This window comes from Mucilaginibacter sp. HD30 (assembly GCF_054061755.1).
In genome coordinates this window covers 4,619,640-4,639,828 of the sequence record NZ_JBSSEO010000001.1, presented here as the reverse complement: position 1 = coordinate 4,639,828, position 20,189 = coordinate 4,619,640, and the positions used below count along the sequence as shown (strand labels likewise).

The 20,189-nt window shown below is 41.8% G+C and carries 23 protein-coding genes; 13 read left to right on the top strand and 10 right to left on the bottom strand.

Going from position 1 to position 20,189, the window contains the following annotated elements:
• Window positions 1-84: 84 nt before the first annotated feature.
• Window positions 85-1,311 carry a glutamyl-tRNA reductase gene (hemA, locus tag ACVW2L_RS21850; RefSeq protein ID WP_457130065.1) on the bottom strand — a complete coding sequence of 409 codons (1,227 nt, stop codon included), beginning with the start codon at window positions 1,309-1,311 and terminating at the stop codon, window positions 85-87.
• A gap of 150 nt (window positions 1,312-1,461) precedes the next feature.
• On the opposite strand from hemA, the gene ACVW2L_RS21845 reads away from it, so the two are divergent.
• The 4 genes from ACVW2L_RS21845 to ACVW2L_RS21830 all read left to right on the top strand — a co-directional run bounded on the left by ACVW2L_RS21845 (window position 1,462) and on the right by ACVW2L_RS21830 (window position 4,551).
• The gene (locus ACVW2L_RS21845; RefSeq protein ID WP_457130064.1) at window positions 1,462-1,836 is read left to right on the top strand and encodes a DoxX family protein; all 375 of its coding nucleotides are present in this window, start codon (window positions 1,462-1,464) and stop codon (window positions 1,834-1,836) included.
• A gap of 49 nt (window positions 1,837-1,885) precedes the next feature.
• A complete protein-coding gene (locus tag ACVW2L_RS21840) occupies window positions 1,886-2,716 on the top strand; it encodes an alpha/beta hydrolase family protein (protein ID WP_457130063.1) in 831 nt (276 codons plus the stop codon).
• 53 nt (window positions 2,717-2,769) lie between these two features.
• On the top strand, window positions 2,770-3,762 hold the full coding sequence (locus ACVW2L_RS21835; protein WP_457130062.1) for an MBL fold metallo-hydrolase: 993 nt from the start codon (window positions 2,770-2,772) through the stop codon (window positions 3,760-3,762).
• A gap of 123 nt (window positions 3,763-3,885) precedes the next feature.
• A complete protein-coding gene (locus ACVW2L_RS21830; protein WP_457130061.1) occupies window positions 3,886-4,551 on the top strand; it encodes an energy transducer TonB in 666 nt (221 codons plus the stop codon).
• 22 nt (window positions 4,552-4,573) lie between these two features.
• On the opposite strand, the gene ispG is transcribed toward ACVW2L_RS21830, so the two are convergent.
• From ispG to ACVW2L_RS21800, 6 genes are all read right to left on the bottom strand, one after another.
• The gene (gene ispG / locus ACVW2L_RS21825) at window positions 4,574-6,601 is read right to left on the bottom strand and encodes a (E)-4-hydroxy-3-methylbut-2-enyl-diphosphate synthase (protein WP_457130060.1); all 2,028 of its coding nucleotides are present in this window, start codon (window positions 6,599-6,601) and stop codon (window positions 4,574-4,576) included.
• A gap of 12 nt (window positions 6,602-6,613) precedes the next feature.
• On the bottom strand, window positions 6,614-6,871 hold the full coding sequence (locus ACVW2L_RS21820; RefSeq protein WP_457130059.1) for a Txe/YoeB family addiction module toxin: 258 nt from the start codon (window positions 6,869-6,871) through the stop codon (window positions 6,614-6,616).
• Window positions 6,862-7,059: a DUF2683 family protein gene (locus ACVW2L_RS21815; RefSeq protein ID WP_457130058.1), complete on the bottom strand. Its 198-nt coding sequence runs from the start codon at window positions 7,057-7,059 to the stop codon at window positions 6,862-6,864. The genes ACVW2L_RS21820 and ACVW2L_RS21815 overlap by 10 nt, the downstream gene beginning before the upstream one ends.
• 96 nt (window positions 7,060-7,155) lie before the next feature.
• Window positions 7,156-7,845 (bottom strand): response regulator transcription factor, encoded by a 690-nt coding sequence (locus tag ACVW2L_RS21810; protein ID WP_457130057.1) that lies wholly within the window; start codon window positions 7,843-7,845, stop codon window positions 7,156-7,158.
• 110 nt (window positions 7,846-7,955) lie between these two features.
• Complete coding sequence (locus tag ACVW2L_RS21805; protein ID WP_457130056.1) at window positions 7,956-9,761, bottom strand: sensor histidine kinase; 1,806 nt, start codon at window positions 9,759-9,761, stop codon at window positions 7,956-7,958.
• Between the two features lie 147 nt (window positions 9,762-9,908).
• Window positions 9,909-10,271 carry a DUF3127 domain-containing protein gene (locus tag ACVW2L_RS21800; protein WP_457130055.1) on the bottom strand — a complete coding sequence of 121 codons (363 nt, stop codon included), beginning with the start codon at window positions 10,269-10,271 and terminating at the stop codon, window positions 9,909-9,911.
• Window positions 10,272-10,353: 82 nt separating this feature from the next.
• Here ACVW2L_RS21800 and ACVW2L_RS21795 point away from each other — a divergent pair, with 82 nt between their 5' ends.
• The 9 genes from ACVW2L_RS21795 (at window position 10,354) to ACVW2L_RS21755 (ending at window position 17,514) form a co-directional block, all read left to right on the top strand.
• Window positions 10,354-11,550 (top strand): THUMP domain-containing class I SAM-dependent RNA methyltransferase, encoded by a 1,197-nt coding sequence (locus ACVW2L_RS21795; RefSeq protein WP_457130054.1) that lies wholly within the window; start codon window positions 10,354-10,356, stop codon window positions 11,548-11,550.
• A gap of 1 nt (window position 11,551) precedes the next feature.
• A complete protein-coding gene (locus ACVW2L_RS21790) occupies window positions 11,552-12,046 on the top strand; it encodes a hypothetical protein (protein WP_457130053.1) in 495 nt (164 codons plus the stop codon).
• Between the two features lie 75 nt (window positions 12,047-12,121).
• Window positions 12,122-12,346, top strand: coding sequence for a helix-turn-helix domain-containing protein (locus tag ACVW2L_RS21785; protein ID WP_457130052.1), 225 nt, complete (start codon window positions 12,122-12,124; stop codon window positions 12,344-12,346).
• A gap of 57 nt (window positions 12,347-12,403) precedes the next feature.
• The gene (locus ACVW2L_RS21780; RefSeq protein ID WP_457130051.1) at window positions 12,404-13,048 is read left to right on the top strand and encodes an HD domain-containing protein; all 645 of its coding nucleotides are present in this window, start codon (window positions 12,404-12,406) and stop codon (window positions 13,046-13,048) included.
• 57 nt (window positions 13,049-13,105) lie between these two features.
• Entirely contained in the window at window positions 13,106-13,642 is a 537-nt protein-coding gene (locus ACVW2L_RS21775) for a YceI family protein (protein WP_457130050.1), read from the top strand.
• Window positions 13,643-13,954: 312 nt separating this feature from the next.
• Window positions 13,955-15,019 carry a sensor histidine kinase gene (locus tag ACVW2L_RS21770; RefSeq protein WP_457130049.1) on the top strand — a complete coding sequence of 355 codons (1,065 nt, stop codon included), beginning with the start codon at window positions 13,955-13,957 and terminating at the stop codon, window positions 15,017-15,019.
• A gap of 46 nt (window positions 15,020-15,065) precedes the next feature.
• Entirely contained in the window at window positions 15,066-15,716 is a 651-nt protein-coding gene (locus ACVW2L_RS21765) for a DUF47 domain-containing protein (protein ID WP_457130048.1), read from the top strand.
• A 15-nt stretch (window positions 15,717-15,731) separates the two neighbouring features.
• The gene (locus ACVW2L_RS21760) at window positions 15,732-16,745 is read left to right on the top strand and encodes an anion permease (RefSeq protein ID WP_457130047.1); all 1,014 of its coding nucleotides are present in this window, start codon (window positions 15,732-15,734) and stop codon (window positions 16,743-16,745) included.
• Between the two features lie 31 nt (window positions 16,746-16,776).
• Window positions 16,777-17,514, top strand: coding sequence for a DUF4197 domain-containing protein (locus ACVW2L_RS21755; RefSeq protein WP_457130046.1), 738 nt, complete (start codon window positions 16,777-16,779; stop codon window positions 17,512-17,514).
• 14 nt (window positions 17,515-17,528) lie between these two features.
• On the opposite strand, the gene ACVW2L_RS21750 is transcribed toward ACVW2L_RS21755, so the two are convergent.
• The 3 genes from ACVW2L_RS21750 to ACVW2L_RS21740 form a co-directional block, all read right to left on the bottom strand.
• Window positions 17,529-18,809 carry a carboxypeptidase-like regulatory domain-containing protein gene (locus ACVW2L_RS21750; RefSeq protein ID WP_457130045.1) on the bottom strand — a complete coding sequence of 427 codons (1,281 nt, stop codon included), beginning with the start codon at window positions 18,807-18,809 and terminating at the stop codon, window positions 17,529-17,531.
• Entirely contained in the window at window positions 18,802-19,371 is a 570-nt protein-coding gene (locus ACVW2L_RS21745) for an RNA polymerase sigma factor (RefSeq protein WP_457130044.1), read from the bottom strand. The genes ACVW2L_RS21750 and ACVW2L_RS21745 overlap by 8 nt, the downstream gene beginning before the upstream one ends.
• A gap of 213 nt (window positions 19,372-19,584) precedes the next feature.
• A complete protein-coding gene (locus ACVW2L_RS21740) occupies window positions 19,585-20,151 on the bottom strand; it encodes a pentapeptide repeat-containing protein (RefSeq protein ID WP_457130043.1) in 567 nt (188 codons plus the stop codon).
• Between the last annotated feature and the right edge of the window lie 38 nt (window positions 20,152-20,189).

Genomic DNA, 20,189 nt, shown 5'->3' with positions numbered 1-20,189 from the left:
CGGCCACAGAATTAATGACAGAACAAGGTCAAAAATTTGTTGATGCTGCTAAGCCGGTAAGTGGGAGATTGAGTAAAGCGGATTTTAATTACTGTTGATCAATATATCTTTAGCCATTACCATAGGTACGCTGATATATTTTTTCTCCATATAATTCATAACACGCTCCAAAACTTCGCGAGATTGCTCGTCCATGCCTTGCACTTCATCAGCAAAAACGCTGTTAATGGCTGTGTTGCGGATCTCTTTTATCTTTTCGGGTACACAGCGCATAGCCAGTTCAACGCGGCGCTGTTTAAGCAGCTGCAAAAACTCGCACATGTTATCTTCAATAATAGCTTCGGCATGTACAAGTTCCTGGTAACGTTCCTGCATGTTGCGTTTAGCTACTTCGGTTAATGAGTGTACCTCAATAAAATTTACCGGAAAGTGCTCTAATACTTCCGGAGCGGTATCGTTAGGGATGGCAAGATCAACAATAGTTTTGCGGGTTGTTTCGCCATTGAGTAATGAAGTATATATTTCGGGCGTAATGATGGGTTCAACTGCCGATGTGCAGGTGATGATCACGTCAAAACCTTTATTGTAAGTTTTAAGCGCCTCCAGATCAAAAGCTTCGCCGTTTAAGTCGGCAGCCAGTTTTTCAGCCTTTGCCAAAGTGCGGTTAAACACCGCAAAGTTAGAAAATTTATGCTTTTGAAGATATTTGGAGATGTTTTGGTTGGTTTCGCCTGCTCCGATGAGTAGGATGCGGGCATTACTGCAGAGTTTAAGGTTATTGAGCTTACGGTAAGCTAACGATACTACAGAGATGGGGTTTTTAGAAATTGCGGTATTGGTATAAACCTCTTTAGCTGTTTTGACAACACAGCTCATAAACATTCGCATCCCGTCGCCGGTAAGACCTGCTTCGCGACAGTCCTCATAAGCTTTACGCAACTGTGCCAATATTTCTTTTTCTCCTACCACCAAACTTTCTAAAGAGCAAGATGTTCTTAGTAAGTGGTTAAGTGCCTCTTTTTCTTCGTATATTAAAGCGGCATCAACAAAAGTGCCCATGTAATGCGTACACAGGCCTATGTTAAGTTTCTCTATAAATTTTGCGGCAAATGCTTTGTCGACCGTTTGTGGGGTAAGCATAACAAACTCAACACGGTTGCAGGTGGCAAGGTAAAACATTTCAGAAATACCGAACTCTGCTTTTACCTCACGCAGTTTATCCGTCAGATTTTCCTGACAGATAACCAGCTTGCCCAACTCCTTCAGCTCAATCTGTTTATGCGTAAAAGCTATTACCTTTAGATACTTCAAAACAAGTTTAAAATTAACCGAACAAAAATAATATCCTGTAGCAGAACCTCTGTCAAACCTTTGTCATACCGACGTATTTAGATTGTTTATAAATAAACCGAAATCGTGTTCGTAAACATCTGTTTATCAGCTTTAAGTAGAAAAAATATAATGACAACTTTAAAAAAAGTGAGCACAATCACTTTAATTTTAGGCTATGCGGCCGCAGGTATCAATCATTTTAGGGTACCAGAGTTTTATATCGCTATCATTCCGCAGTATATCCCCCACCCGCAATTTATGAACGCGGCGGCGGGTATCTTTGAAATTATATTCGGATTAGGGCTGGCGTTTAAAGTTACCCGCAAATACGCGGCATGGGGAATAGTTTTAATGCTTGTGGCGTTTTTGCCTGTGCACATCAGCATGATAACCGATGCGCCTTTTAGGCTTGGCGCCACAACTGTAAACCCTTTGTTAGCCTGGTTACGACTGGCGCTGCAACCTGTTTTAATTGCCTGGGCATGGTGGCATACAAGGGAGTGATATTGTATTTGCTAAGTGCGTTGCAATGTGGTATACTTGATAAGCAATTATGATAAAAAAAGAAACCTTTACACTGCCCGGCGCTAAAGGCCGCGGCATGCTGGCAGATCTTACTTATGACGATACCAATAAGGCCGCGCCGCTTGTCATTTTCGCGCATGGTTTTAAAGGCTTTAAAGACTGGGGCACGCATAACCTGCTGGCCAATTACTTTGCCAACAATGGTTTTCGGTTTTTAAAGTTCAACTTTTCGCATAATGGTACCACTCCCGATAACCCGGTTGATTTTACCGACCTGATAGCTTTTGCCGATAATACTTTTTCGATGGAATTGGAGGACCTGGGTACCGTGATTGATTTTGCCTGCAATGGCCCATCCATGCCGCGCGCCAACGGGGTTTACCTGATAGGGCATAGCATGGGCGGAGGCATAAGTATAATAAAAGCGGCCGAAGATAAGCGGGTTAAGAAACTGATAACATTTGGAGCGGTAGCGAGTTTCCGCAATCTGTGGCCCAAAGCGGCCGAAGAGCAATGGCGGCTGCAAGGCGTTATGTACATGTACAATAGCCGAACACAACAGCAAATGCCGATAAAAAGTACATTGTTGGATGATCTGGAAAAGAATGCCAAACGGTTGGATATTTTAGCCAATGCAGCAGCAGTAACCTGCCCTTGGTTAATTTTGCACGGCGACGCCGATGCCACTGTGAATATCAGCCATGCAAAGGACCTGAAAAAGGCCCAACCCAGAGCTGAATTGATTGTTGTTAAGAATGGCGACCACACTTTTGGTGGGACACACCCCTATCAGCAAAATGCGCTGCCGCAAGATCTGGCGGCTTTTGCTGAGGTGTCTGTTTCTTTCTTAAAAAAATAAAAATTTAAAAGATTTCCGGCGGTCAATCGTCTGCCATTTACGTACTATATAATATGAGCTTAGAAAGACCTGCCAAAAAAGATAACAAATACATCAACACCATCCCTACAGACGAAGCAGGCTTTGATAAAATGATCCCGATTATGCGGGAGTACATGAATAATAAATCTGAGAGCACCCCTGCCAAAACACTCGGCCCGTTTAAAACCGATGTATCTGTTTACAATACCCCGCCAGAAACCGGCTTGCGGGTAACCTGGGTTGGCCATTCCAGTTTGCTGATCGAAATAGATGGCTACACCATACTTACAGATCCGGTTTGGAGCAATCGCGTGTCCTTTACCCAGTTTATGGGGCCAAAGCGATTTTTTCAGCCACCCATTGCTTTAAAAGATCTGCCGCACATAGATGCCATTATCTGTTCGCACGACCATTACGACCACCTGGATACAGCTACCATTGAGTTTTTTGCAGGCAGCACTATCCCATTTTTCTGCTCCTTGGGTGTAGGGCAATACCTTAAAAAATGGGGCATCGCTGCCAACTTCATTACCGAAATGGATTGGGGCGACAGCGTAATGATTGCACCTGATTGCGTTTTAACAGCGGCCCCGGCACGGCATTTCTCCGGCCGCGGTATCTTAAATCGTAACGAAACTTTATGGTCATCCTTTGTAATTAAAGGACCAAAGCATAATATATATTTTGGAGCCGATTCCGGCTGGCACCCACAATTTGAAGAGATAGGCGAAACCTACGGACCGTTTGATTTGACCATGCTGGAGATTGGCGCTTACGGTAAATACTGGCCGGATATACACATGGGACCTAACCATGCATCAAACGCGCACCTTGCCTTAAAAGGGAAACTGATGATGCCAATACATTGGGGCACATTTAACCTGGCCCTGCATGATTGGTACGAACCCGTTGAATTACTGATAGAATACGCCAGAGAGAAAAATATTGAGCTATTTGTACCTGAACCAGGTAAACCTACTGAAGTTGGTGCGTTTAACTCTGAATGGTGGCGGAAGTATATGTAGTTGGCAGCTTGTAGTCGGGAGCTTATTGCAGGCGCTTGAAAATAAATAAGTAAGATAGATTAAAATAACGATATGACTTATGGAATTTCAGGCGATCAGGCATCTAACTAAAAACAGCCGAAAATGGAAAAGCCAATTATTAACGCAAAGCTAAAATTTAACTGCACCGCCAATTGGGACAAGATGGGCGATGCAGATGGCGGCAGAAATTGTCTTTTATGTCAAAAGAAAGTATACGACTTCACTAATAGCGATCAAAACGAATTTGAACTCATCTTAGCTGAAAACAATTATAACATTTGCGGTAGGTTTAAACTTGAACAATTAAAAACACCTATTCTAAAAATACCTGTTTGGAAAAAATGGCTATCAGCAGCTATGGTGTTCATTGGATTTAATTTATTGAGTGGAAGGCTAATAGCTCAACAAACTAGGGCGATAATAAAACAGGAAGAAATAAGGCCGTTAGATTATAGCTTTCCCCTAGGTAAAATTGCAATCACATTTGATACGTATCCGAAATTCCCAGGAGGAATTGAGGCATTAAATAAATTTCTCCAAAAAAATGTTAGTTACAAAGGACGCGAAGGAAAAATAATTGTTGGTTTTGATCTCGACAAAAAAGGGAAAATTAGTAATCCTCGAATTTTAAGCGGACTTGATAGTGCAAGCAATGCCGAAGCGCTTAGGGTGATGAAATTATCACCTCGATGGCAACCGGCGCTGTTTAAAGGGCAAGCCACAACTATAACATTTACTTTACCAGTGGTATTTCAACTTTCAAAATAGAACGTTTGCTGCCAACTGCCTACTAAAAACTGCCAACTTCTTCAACAGGCTCAATCCAATTCCCATCCTCACGAATGATGCTTATCAATTCATCCAGCGCATTGGCGGAACTGATATTCTTTTTTACAGCTTCTTTACCGCGATAAAGGGTGATCTTATCAGTACCCGAACCAACATAACCATAATCAGCATCGGCCATTTCGCCTGGGCCGTTCACTATGCAGCCCATAATACCAATTTTTAATCCTTTAAGGTGACTTGTGCGGCTGCGGATCATCTGTGTAGTAACCATCAGATCAAACAAAGTACGGCCGCAGCTTGGGCATGATATATATTCAGTTTTTGAGATTCGGGATCGTGTAGCTTGCAGAATACCAAATGCTGTTGAAGTAATTGTTTTTGTATCAACCTGCGGCACATCTATCCAAATGCCATCGCCAAAGCCGTCTATAAGTAAGGCTCCTAAATCTGTTGATCCGTAAAGTTGTAGGTTCTGCGTTGTAAGTTGTGGGTTTTGATCAACAAAGTTGTATGACCTTTTGATGATGACGGGAACTTCTAACCCCAATTCTTCCATTTTAAAGAAGAAGGCGCGCTGATCTGCCATGCCGTGCAAGGCATCGGTTTCTAAAACAAAAACCAATGTATTGCTAAACGGCAACGAGCCAAATTCATCAGAATCAATATCCGCAGGTTTTAATCTAACCAAATTTAAAGGCGATGACCGATCAACATCACCAATAAACTCCTTCAAAGTAAATAAAGGATGGCACAGTGTTTTATTACTCAGTTTTTTCCAGGTGGAATAATTATAAAGCTGCTTTAAGTTGCCGGGAAGGTTAAAGGACGGTAATTCATCAGCCAGATAAACAAAATCAACCGACTGCTCGCCCATGTTGTATTTATCCAGCAATGGCGAGTAAATATATCCGGCGTCATTCAACACGGCAGGATCCTTCAAATTTGCTTTAGACAGATCAACCACCACGCGTGGAACCATATGCCCACCTATGAATGCGTTAGCTTCGTAAGTATGGCGTTTTTTGTACTCGTAAGGATTGTGGGTTGTGAGTTGTGAGTTGTGAGTTATAGGTTCTGAGCTCTGAGAATTTTCTTGATTCTTGACTCTTGATTCTTGACTCCTCTTAGAATATCTTTTCACCAATGCAATAGCTACCGGTGCTTCTGCTTCGGGCTCTTCGGTTAGTGATACACGGACTGTATCACCAAGACCATCTTCCAGCAGCGTACCAATACCAACGGCAGATTTTATACGGCCGTCCTCGCCATCTCCCGCTTCGGTAACGCCTAAATGCAGGGGGTAATTCATGCCTTCGGCAACCATAGTCTCCACCAGCAACCGGTAGGCCTGAACCATAACCTGGGGGTTGCTTGATTTCATGGAAACTACCAGGTTATAGTAATTCAATGTCTCGCACATCCGCATAAACTCCATTGCCGACTCTACCATGCCCTGTGGCGTATCGCCATAGCGGCTCATTATCCGGTCGCTTAACGACCCATGGTTAGTGCCTATCCGCATGGCAGTGCCATACTCTTTACACACTTTTACCAGCGGTGCAAACTTTTGGTAAATACGTTCCAGTTCGCCTTTATATTCAAGGTCGGTATAATCTATCTGGTCAAATTTCTTTTTATCGGCATAGTTACCGGGGTTAACCCGCACCTTTTCTACAATCCGCGCAGCAACTTCGGCAGCGTTGGGCGTAAAATGGATATCGGCAACCAGCGGTGCAGTATAGCCACGGCTGCGCAGTTCTTTTTTTATTACAGCCAGATTTTGCGCTTCTTTAATACTTGGCGCGGTAATGCGGATATATTCGCAACCCGCCTCTATCATGCGGATAGACTGTTCAACCGTACCCATTGTATCCATGGTGTCGGTAGTGGTCATACTTTGTATGCGGATGGGGTTATTGCCACCCATAGGTACATCGCCTATAAAAACCTCGCGCGTTACAAAACGCGAATATTCTGTAAGCGAGTTACAATAACGACCGGGTAATAATTTGATAGCAGTTTCGCTCATGATGAACTGTGATTAATAATGCCCCTTCAAAGAATAGACATTTAGTTTGTCATCAATTACACTGTAAATTATGCGATGTTCACCATTTATTCTTCGTGACCACTTGCCTGATAATTCGTGTTTTAATGCTTCAGGTTTTCCAACACCTGAATAAGGGGTTTCAATAATGGATTGAAGTAATTCGTTTATTTTCTTTTGAACAGAAATATTTCCGCTTTTTCTCCACTGATTTAAATCATCCAAAGCTTTTGGCGTAAAAACTATTTCCATAGATCGCCAATATCAACTTTAATGCCTTTACCGGCGTTAAGGTCTTCGTCTCCATGTTTTATCATAGTAACGAATTCCGGATCATAAGTTGATTTTTCTGCTTTAAAGGATATCTTTAAAGCTTTCATAAAAGCTTTAATTGCAACCAATTGTTCTTTATTCTCAGGATGAACTATTAGTGTTTCCATGTTACAAAATTAAGGCATTTTCGCAATAGTTGTTCGATTTTTTTTACAGACGATACTACGCAGTAGAGTATACCTGTTCCAAACCTTACAAAATGCTTAATTTACCAGCAACTTATACCCCCTGCCATGCACGTTGATAATCTCAACAGATGGATCATCTTTCAGGTACTTACGGATCTTGCTTAAAAAAACGTCCATGCTGCGGCCATTAAAGTAATTATCGTCGTGCCAAATATTAAGCAGGGCTTCTTCGCGGGTTAATACTTCGTTTTGCTTTAGGCAAAGCAGGCGCAGCAGTTCAGCTTCTTTGGTTGATAGCTTTTGCTGGCTGCCATTTATAGCTATAACCTGTGCCGAATAATCAAATTCATAAGCACCGATTTTAAAGTTTGATTGCTTATCCTCCCGGCGCTCTGCACTTTCTGCACGCTTTAACAAGGCGTTAACGCGCAACAACAATTCTTCAATACGGAAGGGTTTGGTTATGTAATCGTCACCACCTAAGTTATACGCCTGGGTCTTATCCTCTATCATACCTTTTGCAGTGGCAAAAATTATCGGCACGTCCTGGTTTATCTTCCGGATATCTTTGCCTAAAGTAAAGCCGTCTTTTTTGGGCATCATTACATCCAAAATAAGCAGATCAAAGCTTTGCTTGGTAAAGGCACGCAGGCCCTCCTCTCCGTCGGTACATAAAACAACATCGAACTTGCCTTTCAGCTGCAGGTAATCCTGTGTAAGCAATCCCAGGTTAGGATCATCTTCAACCAGTAATATTTTTTTCATGGTTCGGTTGTATTTAGTCCGGAAGTCGGCAAGGCCGAAAGTCCGAAAGGTTTTTGGGTGATATTATACGCGTATTTGTAAAAAAAATTGCTCGCTTTTAATGCTGTTAATTAAGCCGTTGCAAATTTTAACTCAAATTCTGATCCTTTATCTTTTTCAGACCGCACGCTGATTGATCCGTTCAGTCTTTTAACTATTGTATTAACATAGCTCAAGCCCAACCCGAAACCTTTAACGTTGTGCACATTACCTGTTGGTATGCGGTAAAACTGTTCAAAAATTTTGGTTTGCTGGTCGCGGCTCATGCCTATACCTTCGTCGGCCACTTTAATTATTACCTGCCCGCTTTTATTAGAGCTGCTTATAGTTATCTTAGGTTTACCTTCACTATATTTAATAGCGTTATCAACCAAATTGTAAAGCACGTTAGAAAAATGTAGCTCGTCTGCTATAATTACAGGCTTTTCTGCACTTAGCTCCAATTTAATTTCGGCATCGCATTTTTGCAGTTTAAGCTCCATGCTATCTAAAACAATGGCTATAAGGTCGTTTATATTTACCGGTTTATTCTCCAGCCTAAAGTCGTTTTTATCAATGCGGGCAACGTTTAGCACCCGTTCAATATGATTGCCCAGACGGGCATTTTCTTCATAAATAATATTGGCAAGGCGCGTTATACGGCTTTTATCAGCATTAATTTCAGGATCAAGTAATGATTCGCTGGCTATCATAATGGTTGAAACCGGAGTTTTAAACTCGTGGGTCATGTTATTGATAAAGTCCGTCTTCATTTCGGAGATCTTTTTCTGCCTTATAATAGTTACCAGTGTGTAGGCAAAGCAAAATATCAGTACAAAGAGCAGCCCCGCGGTGGTAGCCATAGATGCTTTCATGCGACCAAGAACAAATGAATTTTTTTGCGGAAATGATAATTTTATTTTACCGGGATCATTGACAACGTCCTTGGTAAAAATTGCGGTCTCGTAAGTATTATCGGATGTAAACTTAGGTCGCTTGGTGGCATCAGCAGCGCTGGTAAATATCAGCGAATCGCCACTGGCATTGGTTACGTCGTAATTAAACGGAACGTTAATATTTCTGCTTTGTAACTCAACACGCAGCAGGGAGTCGATCCACTCGCGGTCAAGCCGATTTTTCAATAGCTCCCCGGAGCGTTGGTATTCAGTTAATAGGGTTTGCATAGAAGTTGCGCTGCCTGCAAGGGCGGCTGCGTTCCTTAAAGAGTCTTCCGTCATCTCGGTAATCATCTGCTTCACCTGCCTTATACTGCGTTCCTTTTTCTTCCGCATTTCCTCTTTTTGCCAAACTTCATTTACTTGCAATTGAGCAACTATCTGCGGGCCGTATAATGGGTCTGTATATGAAGTGAAAACAGTATCGTATTTATTGATCCTTCCGGTCCGCTTAACATATTTAGGTTGCGGCAAAGCGGTTAAGCGGCCCTGCATGTTACCTAATTCATCAAAGTAGAAATCCATTTTTAGTTTACCAGAGAACGCTTCGTCGAATTTTTGGCTGAGAATTAACCGCTGCAGGCTATCAGTTAGTAAAGCGATGCGTTTTTGACGTGCAGTTGAAACACTGCTACTTTGCGAGCTATCTTTAGCAATAATTTGAATCTGCGGCTCGTATTTTTTTATTACTGCGTTAATAACGCCTGTATTGCGGCCATCACTAACACTATGATTAGCTAAGGCTTTTTTTGCCAAAAATCTGTCGGCATCATGCTTACTTAACTTATCAACCACATTATTAAGCGCTCCATTAACTGTGCTGTCAAACAGCTGTGACTGCATATCATAGCTTTGCATCAAAAAGTATAACTGCATGGTAATAACACCAAGCAATGCAAAGCTCATCAGCCCAATAATAATGCGTATGCTTCTTCTTTTCAAAGCGATAAAATCAGCAGGAGTTTCTTATACCTTCTTCTGCAAAGACAAAAATATTTTAAATAATGCCTATCCGCTGGTTTTTAACAAATTTTAACAAAAAAGCCCCGCTATTGCGGGGCTAAAAAATTGTATGTCTTAAATATTTAATTAAAACGGCAGATCATCATCGTCTGCTGCAGAGCTGATATCAGCAGGTGGGGCATACTCAGGAGTTGAGCTGCTGCCTGCACCACTCAACACATTAACGCGCCAAAGCTGCATAGAGTTAAAGTAGCTCTTTTTACCGGTTTTGTCTGTCCATGGGCGGCCACGCAGGTTAAAGAAAACCTCAATATCATCGCCTACCTTTATATTATCCAACAGGTTACACCTGTCTTGTATAGCCTCAAACTTTAAGTACTCCGGATATTGAGGATTTTCAACATACTCAACAATTAATTCTCTTTTTTTTAATGAATCGGTAACCTGTGCGGTTGCACCAATTTCATGTACTTTGCCTTTAATATCCATCCTTATAAAAAAATTTAAATGTAAAGTTAATAGATGTAAAGTAAAATTAGGGTTTATTAATTCATAAATTCGCCAAAATATTATGCAAGTTTTCCACACCGAGAGTAAGATAGTTATTACCTGTAATAAAAGGCTATCGCCTTATCTACAGCAAGAAGTTGAGGCTTTGGGCTTTACCCCTGTACGCGTATTTCAAACAGGCGTTGAATTAAAAGGCACTGTTACCGATACCATACCGCTTAATTTAAATTTACGTAGCGGCAGCCAGATACTCTACCTGTTAAAAAGTTTCACTGCGGCCACTCCGCAGGAGCTTTATGAAAACCTGGTACAGATAGAATGGGAGCAGTTGATTGATTTTAGTGGATATTTTTCTGTAACCTCAAATGTTAACAACGAGCATATACTTACGCCCCTTTTTGCCAATGTTAAGGTAAAAGATGCCATTGTTGATCGTATTAAATCCGTTAAAGGTATCAGGCCCAACTCTGGCCCTGATGCCAATAAAACCGTGATACATCTTTACTGGCAGGATGACAAAGCCGAAATCTTTTTAGATACCTCTGGCGAAACACTTGCCAAGCACGGTTATCGTAAAATTCCGGGCAAGGCGCCCATGTTAGAAGCATTGGCCGCATCGGTAATTATGGCAAGCAACTGGGATAAAAATAGTCCTTTTATTAACCCCATGTGCGGATCTGGCACGCTGGCTATTGAAGCAGCTTTGCTGGCTACAGAAAAACACCCGGGCCTGTTTAGAATGAACTATGGCTTTATGCATGTTATGGGTTATGACGAGCAGGAGTTTTTTACAGAACGCCGCAAACTTAAAGACAAAGCAAAAAAAGAAGTTGGCTTTAAAATTATAGCTACCGATATATCTGCCGACGCTGTTGATGTGGCAAAAAAGAATGCCAACACAGCGGGTGTAGAACATTTAATTGATTTTGCTGTTTGTGACTTTGCCGATACTGAAGTACCCGAAGAACCGGGCGTTGTAATGTTTAACCCGGAATATGGCGAGCGTTTAGGCACGCATACCAAGCTGGAAGCAACTTACAAACGTATGGGCGATTTTATGAAGCAAAACTGCAAAGGTTACAGGGGCTATATTTTTACCGGTAATCCTGATCTGGCTAAAAAAATTGGACTACGCGCGGCACGCAGAATAGAATTTTACAATGGTAAGTTAGATTGCCGCCTGCTTGAATACGAGCTATATGATGGCACCAGAAGAGCGCCGGTAGAACCTGATCAATATCCGGGAGGATTAAAATAATATGAAAAAGATATTTTTATTTTTTGTTGCTACAACGCTTGCTGCATCGTGCTTCGCACAGCAGGAACTTGCTTTTCCGTTTCAAGGCGGTAAGGAGGTGATGAATAGCTTCTTTACGCAAAACGTTGATGTATCATTAGACATCCAAAAAAGAAAAGTAACCGGAACTGCCGTTTTTAAGTTTACTGCAGATACCGCCGGAGCCATCAAAAAAATAATTATCTATTATGCTGATGATGTGTCGTTGGTAACGCCCATTATTGAAGCCTTAAAAAAATCAGACGGTAAATGGATTATTCCATTCAGAGAAAAAGCGCACGATTTCATCATTCCGTTCAGGATCAACTTTAAAACACCTGCAACGGCGAGCGCTGCTTTGCAAAAAGCCGTGTACGAATATCATCGCACCCGTAAGCCAGTACTTTCTAATGATCAGGTTCCGTTGGATGTAGCAACGCTGTTGCCTGCGGTATCAGTAACTTATGAGATTAATTGATCGTTATTTTCAATTCTTGAAATCTAAGGGCAAATAATTTTCGTAAGTGGATAAACTGATCACTATATCATACTTATGACGAATGCCACGGGTTTAAAAATTAAGGCTATCGCCGCTAACATCCGCACAAAACGAGAAAAAAAGAATTATACACAGGAATATTTAGCTTATAAACTAAGCATTTCACAAAATGCCTACAGTAAAATAGAACTGGGGTATACCAAAATAACGCTGGAACGCCTGTTCCAAATAGCCGAGATCCTTGAAACTGATGTCATATCGTTACTCAATTTAGATTAGCTGCATATTTTAAATATTTAACAAAGCATAAGCTCCATTACTGTAATATTGCAGCTTATGGAACATGCAGAGATTATTGAAAAAACCATAGAGTTTGTTAAAGAAACGCTGAAAGACGCCGAAGGTGGCCACGACTGGCATCATATAGAGCGCGTTTATAACAATGCAAAAAACATAGCCGAGACAGAAGACGCCGATATTTTAGTAGTTGAACTGGCCGCTTTGTTACATGATATTGCCGACCCCAAGTTTAACAATGGCGATGAAGATAAAGGCCCGCAACTTGCAGCAGAATTTCTGAACAGCATCGGGGTTGAGGCGGCCATAATAACGCATGTTCAAAACATCATAAGGTACATGTCGTTCAAATCATCATTTGATGCGCCCACCTTCAGCTCTATAGAAATGCAGATAGTACAGGATGCCGACCGGCTTGATGCCATGGGCGCCATAGGTATAGCGCGTGCTTTTAACTACGGCGGACACAAAGGCCGGGCAATTTACGACCCCAATATAAAGCCCGAGGCGCATACCAATAAAGAAGCTTATAAAAACTCAACTGCACCTACCATTAACCATTTTTACGAGAAGCTATTGCTGTTGAAAGATAAAATGAATACAGAAACAGGCCTACGCCTTGCGCAGCAACGCCACAACTTTATGCTGGTTTATCTGGACCAGTTCTATAAAGAATGTCACTAATTGTAAAAATAGTAACACACTATAACACGGCGAATGGAATCGTCGTTATTTAGCAGTATGAAACGAATACCCCTGATTGCATCATTCTTAATAATTTCTATTGCTGCGGCATTTGCGCAGAGTACTGCTACCGTTACCAAGGCAGGCATTAAATTTCAAATAAAGAACCTGGGTATTAATACCGGTGGGACAATAGGGGGCGTAAAAGCTACTATTCTGTTTAATCCGGCCCAGCTGGCCACCAGCAGTATTGAAGCTACCGCAGAGGTCGCCACTATAAATACTGATAACGAAGAGCGCGATACGCACTTAAAGAGCGCTGACTTTTTTGAAGTGCAGCGTTACCCGCATATCAGCATGAAATCGGTGTCTTTTAAGCACAAAAGCGGAGTCAATTATGTGGGTAAGTTCAACGTCACCATAAAAGATAAAACCAAGCAACTGGATGTGCCTTTTACATATACAGAAAATGGCAATACTGCTGCAATTATCGGCACCGTTAAACTAAACCGGCTTGATTTTGGCGTAGGGGGTTCAAGTCTGGTGCTGTCTGATAATGTTACCGCAACCATAACCGTAGACATGAATAAGTAGGCGGGCTCAGGAGAAAGGGTGTTTCACAAAGATATATAACACTCCCGGAACGTTTGGAACGGATTCTTTTGTAAACATCTTATTTTCAAATCCTTAAAATTTCGCAGTGAAACAGTATGAAACTACTTATTCGTCAGGAAAATTAACTGTAATTTAAGCCTAAGTTCCTGATTATCAATCAACCGTAATTTTAGAAACTTTTCCCTTTTTATGAAACGGTTTTGAAACGATCTCCATGCCCAACTTCTAAACTTAACTTTTCCATATTGTCCTGTTAAACTATTGCGTTAGTAATTTCATACTTTTATTGTTATGAAATTCAGGGTACTTATATTGATCAACGCGGGAGCGGTAGCCATTACGCTGTCAGCCGTAAATTACTATTTTCAGCGCAGCCTGTACGATATGGCTATGACCTTTGTTGCCACCCTTATTACCAGCTTTATTGTTTTTTATTACCTAATAGAAAAATATATCTACTCAAAAATAATAATCATTTATAAGCTGATACATAATCTTAAACTGGGCCGCGATCTGCGCGACGCTTTGGGCGAACATACCAGCGCCGACCCCATTAATGACGTTGAGAAAGAGGTAAAAGAATGGGCCAAACAGAAGAAGACAGAAATAGACGCATTAAAGACCCAGGAGAAATTCAGGCGCGATTTTTTATCCAATATATCGCACGAATTTAAAACCCCTTTATTTGCCATACAAGGATATATTGAGGCCGTGCAGGATGATGACCTGGAGGATAAAGCGATGGCACGCCAGTTTTTAGACAAGGCATCAAAGAATGTGGACCGCCTTAGCTACCTGATAAAAGACCTGGATGAAATATCAAAATTAGAATCGGGCGAGCTGCCTATTAATTATACCAAGTTTAAAATTAATGATCTGATAAAAGAGGTTATGGAAAGTTTGGAGTTAAAGGCCAGGCAGCATAAAATTAAATTGAGCTTTAAGCAGAAATATGATGAGGCCACAATGGTAACCGCCGACAGAGATAAAATTACGCAGGTACTGGTTAATTTGCTGGACAACTCGTTTAAGTATGGCAGGGAGGACGGCACCACATCGGTTACCTTGTTTGATCTTCACGACACAGTGCTGATAGAAGTAACCGACGATGGCATTGGAATTGAAGAAAAATACCTGCCGCGCCTTTTTGAGCGCTTTTTCCGCACAGATGCAAGCCGCTCAAGGCAAATTGGAGGGTCGGGACTTGGATTGGCCATTGTTAAGCACATTATAGAGGCACATCAGCAAACCATCAACGTGCGTAGTACAGAGGGGTTGGGATCAACATTTGGGTTTACGCTGCAAAAGGTTAAACAAGGATTACCATTTCCCGGGTTACCAATATTAAAAAGTTAACATTAAATTAACATTGCAAATGTACCTTTGAGCAAATATTATTAAAATGTCGTTAAACAGTATCTTCCAGTATTTTGTACCAAAGGATAAAAAAGTTTTTTTTCCGCTATTTGAACAAGCCGCAAACAACACCGTAGTCATGTCAACCCTGCTGGTTGAAGCGGTTAACTCAAATAACCCGGCAACACGCGAAGAACTGTTTAAACAAATTGATAAACTGGAAAACAAAGGCGACGAAATTACCCACCAGGTATTTTTAGAGCTGGGCAAAAACTTTATTACCCCGTTTGACCGCGAAGATATCCACTCGCTTACCAGCGCTATTGATGATGTGGCCGATTATATACAGGGTGCAGCCAACCGCATGAACCTTTATCGTATTGACGACTATAACGAACATATACTTAAACTTTGCGAACTATGCCTGCAAGGCAGTACCGAGCTGGAAAAAGCCGTTCGAGAATTGAAAGATTTGCGTAATGTACGCGCCATAGCTGACTCATGCATCCGCATCAACAGCGTTGAAAATCAGGCCGATTATGTGTTTGATCGCGCCGTTGCTGATCTGTTCCTTTACGAAAAAGATGCCATCCGCCTTATAAAATACAAAGAGATCTATGCTGCTTTGGAAACAGCTACTGATATGTGCGAAGATGCTGCCGACGTTATGGAATCCATTTTAGTTAAAAACGCCTAATTTTTATAAATTTAAATGGTTACCACCCTTTTAGTTATTGTAGTTGCCCTTGCGTTAATATTTGATTACACCAACGGTTTTCATGATGCGGCCAACTCAATAGCCACTGTAGTATCAACCAAAGTGTTAACACCTTTCCAGGCGGTACTGTGGGCTGCAGCGTTTAACTTTTTAGCTTATTTTGTTGTAACCGACCATAAAGTAGCCAATACAGTTGCCAAAATTGTTGTTATGGACTATGTTAACATCCATGTACTACTTGCGGGGCTATTTGCGGCAATTACATGGAATTTAATAACCTGGTGGTTCGGCATTCCGTCCAGTTCATCACATACGCTTATTGGCGGTTTTGCAGGCGCAGGTATAACCAATGCACTATATATGGGCGCAGCGCCCCTTGATGCCGTTAACATGCATTACATCACTACTATTATAATGTATATAGTGTTGGCCCCTGTAATAGGCCTTACTATTGGGTATATTATAACCATACTTATAATGCACATCTGTAAAAATGCGCGGCCTGCCACAGCCGAGCGTTGGTTTAAAATATTGCAGCTGGCAACATCAGCATTATTAAGCTTTGCCCACGGAACAAATGATGCGCAAAAGGTTATGGGTATACTTTATGTTGCTTTAATAGCCGAAAAAGTAATATTGCCAACCGCACCAATGCCGGAGTGGATACCATTGGCTTGTTACTCTGCTATCGCTTTAGGTACCATGTCTGGTGGTTGGAAAATCGTTAAAACTATGGGCAGCAAGATCACCAAGATCACCTCGCTTGAGGGTGTTAGCGCCGAGACCGCAGCTGCCATCACTCTAAAAATAACCGAGCATTTTGGTATCCCGGTTTCTACAACCCATACCATTACCGGTTCAATTATAGGTGTTGGTTTAACAAAACGCATATCGGCCGTGCGCTGGGGCGTAACCATCCCGCTAATGTGGGCCTGGATAATCACCATCCCTATATCGGCTATATTAGCGGGCACAGTATTTATGCTGATGCGTGTTTTCGGTTACTAAAACTCTTTTGCACTTTCAACGTTTTAACGGTATGAAAAAATATTTGTACCTGCTGTTGCCTGCTCTTTTAATTTCTTTACCGTTTTCCGGATGTGATGTTGCGCAACAGGCGGCCACCGCTGTTATTAACTCGCAAGGGCAGCCAACAACGCTCGAGATAGGGAATGCTTTAAAGCAAGCGCTTGAGCAGGGGTCAACCAACAGCAGCGATCAGTTATCGGCAGTTGACGGCTTTTTTGCTAACGCGGCGGTGAAAATATTGTTCCCGCCCGAAGCACGTAAGGCTGAAAACACATTGCGCAGCATAGGTTTAGGTAAACTGGCTGATAATGTTATACTATCGCTCAACCGCGCTGCAGAAGATGCTGCCAAACAAGCCAAACCCATATTTGTAAGCGCAGTTAGGCAAATGACCTTGCAGGATGTTATGAATATTTTGTTAGGAAGCCAGGATGCCGCCACGCAATATTTTAAACGCGCAACCACTGCCGAATTGGTAAGCAAATTTAAACCTGTTATAGAGACAAGCCTTGGTAAGGTGGGTGCGACACGTTATTATACCGATGCCGTAAACGCATACAATAAAATACCACTGGTAACTAAACTTAACCCGGATATTAGCGATTACGCCACTCAAAAAGCTATTGAGGGTGTATTTTACCAGATAGCACAGGAGGAACTTAAAATACGCCAGAACATTGGTTTTAGAACCACACCATTAATGCAAAAGGTTTTTGCCTACGCAGACAAAAACAAAAGAGCACTCTAATTTAAAACTTACTATTATTTCTCAGGCTTGTGGAACTTCACAGTCACGGTAATCTTCTTAGGTTGCCCCTGCGGGCTTCCCACCCATTCAGGTCCATTTTTAATAAGTTGGACGGCTTTTTGGCCAGCCATATCATCGTCCGTTTTACTGATCTCGAAGTCGCTTAACGTTCCGTCTTTTCCAACGGTAAAGCTTACCCTTGAACTGCCGGTTTTGCCATTGGGCAATACGGAGTTGGCATTAAGATACTTCTGGAAGTTTTCCCATCCATATTTAGGTTGTGCATCCGGCTGCGTTCCGTCTGGTTTGGCTATCACCACCTCGTTTAACATCATGGCGTCTGGCTCAAGTGTCACTTTAGACGGCGCGTCTTTCGCATCTATCGTGCGGGGGCGGTAGCCTATATATTTATAGCTAATATTTGTGTTAAGGCTGTCCACATTTAGTGTATAGGCGCCATCTTTATCAGTAAACGTGGAGTTGGCGTTGTTACCTGCTCTAACTGTTACGCCGGGCAAAGGCTGGCCGTCTTCGCTTACAACTTTACCCTTTATTGTAGCAGACACCACTGTAGCAGAAGCGGCCTTTGCTGCCGACATTATTTGATCTTTTAAAGGATCACTATATGCGCCTACTTTCTCTTGCTTCTTCTGTCTACCGAAGGCCACTACCACCATTTCATTAAATGGTACAGAATCTTTTTTAACGCGGGTATTTTCAGCAGCAAGAGCTACTTCATTTAAATTACCACCCTGCACGGCAGATGAAGCAATTTCTGCAGTTTCATCAGCCGTTACCGGCACATCGTAATTGTTAGAAGCTGATCCGTTATAATAGGACCGGCGTGGTGATCTGATCACCGCTCTGTTTCTTGGGGCATTGAAAGCTATTAATGAGTCTTTGTTGATAGCTATCTGAGGGTCCTTAATAAGTGGCGACGGGGCTACCTCTGTATTATCGGCTTGTAATTGTGCGCCAACTTCTGCTTTATTTACCACCGGGCCAGACATTAGCCACCAGCCCCCAACACCCAACACCACTATAACCGACGCCGCCATTGCCAATGTGCTAAAAGAAATTATACGCGCTTTTGGCCTTTGTAAACGATTATGCAAATTAGCGGCAAGCTCCGCAATGGCTTTATCCTGATTTCCGGCAGCTTCAAAACCTTCCATTGCATCCATCAAAAGGGGGTCGTTAAGCGCGCGGCGTTCCAGCTCGTACATCGCACGCGTATCCAGTTTCCCTTCCAGGTACTTTTTAATTTGCAATATGTCGGCGTTCTTGCTATCCACTGCTTCTCTCTAAACAAATTTTAAGGTTGCGTTTACCGTTCTGTATATAACTCTTAACCTCGTTAAGTGTAAAACCGGTTAAGTCTGCAATTTCTTTATAGCATTTCTCTTTTAAATAAAACAGATCAACGCTTTGTTTTTGCGCGGGTATTAATTTATCCATGCATTTTTCTAAAGCGGTAAGCGCTTCTTCCTTGTTGTTATCTTCAGGATGCAAAACAGGGTTAAATTCCATAAAGTCATCCAAACCAATTGTTTCCATTTTTTTGCCAGACCGTAACTGCATTAAACAATAATTACGGGCAAGCACATACAACCAGCTTCTAAACTGTTTTACCTCGTGCTGCTTTACTTTGGTTACCAATTCCTCAAAAATTGCCATTACAGCATCTTTTGCCGGTTCCTCATCTTTTAAGTATTTTAAACAAACCCCATAAATAAGCTGCATATATTTTTGGTACAACTTACCTAAAACAGCAAGATCGCCGTTTTTACGATATCGTTGTAGCAGTTCTTCATCATCTGCATCATCAGGCCTAACTGGTTTGGTAAAAAACTTCACGGATGGACAAAACTAACTGTTTTAAGGCGATTTATAAAATAAGGATATTAAATTTCGCTGTCATTTCGATAGAGCAGCGGGGGGTAGTGTGCTGGCCGCGAACGAGAAATCTTTTCGAAGATGCAAGGTGAGCCTTATCGCTTCGAAAAGATCTCTCTTTCGCGCCGACGCTCAAGGCCCGCCTGCTCTATCGAGATGACAGAGGGGAAGAGTTTACACAATCTTTAAATTATATTTATGCAACAAGCCGGGTAAGCTGTGTGTAGCAAATATGGCTTTGTTTAACGTGTTCAGCTCAGGGTCTATTATAAAATTGTAGGCGGTGCTAAAGTTAACCGAGGTAAGGTTGCTTTGCCTGAAAACAGTTTCTAACAGGTTGCACTCGTCAAACACAGAACCACTTAGATCGGCTTGCGTAAAAGTGGTTTCTTTTAATGATGAGCGGATGAATTTGGTCTTCAACATTTTTTTGCCCATAAAGGACGAGTAGTCTAAAATACACGACTCAAATTGAACGGCAAACAAAAAATCGGCACATTGGCTAAAGTTAACGCCCAATATTTTACAGCTTTTAAATACTGCGTTGTTAAGCGTAGACCGGTCCCACTTCATCATAGATAGATCGCAGTCCTCAAAAATGCAATCAATAAATTTAGCTTGTGCAAATTCGCTTTCTTTCAGATCGCATTTTTTAAAGGTGCAGTTATTGTATTCGCCACCACGGGTGGTTTGCCCCGCGAAGCTTTGTCCGTTGAAAACTTTGTCGTCGTGTATTTCCATTTGATTTTGTCCTAAACTAAAATAGCGACGGGTTTTAC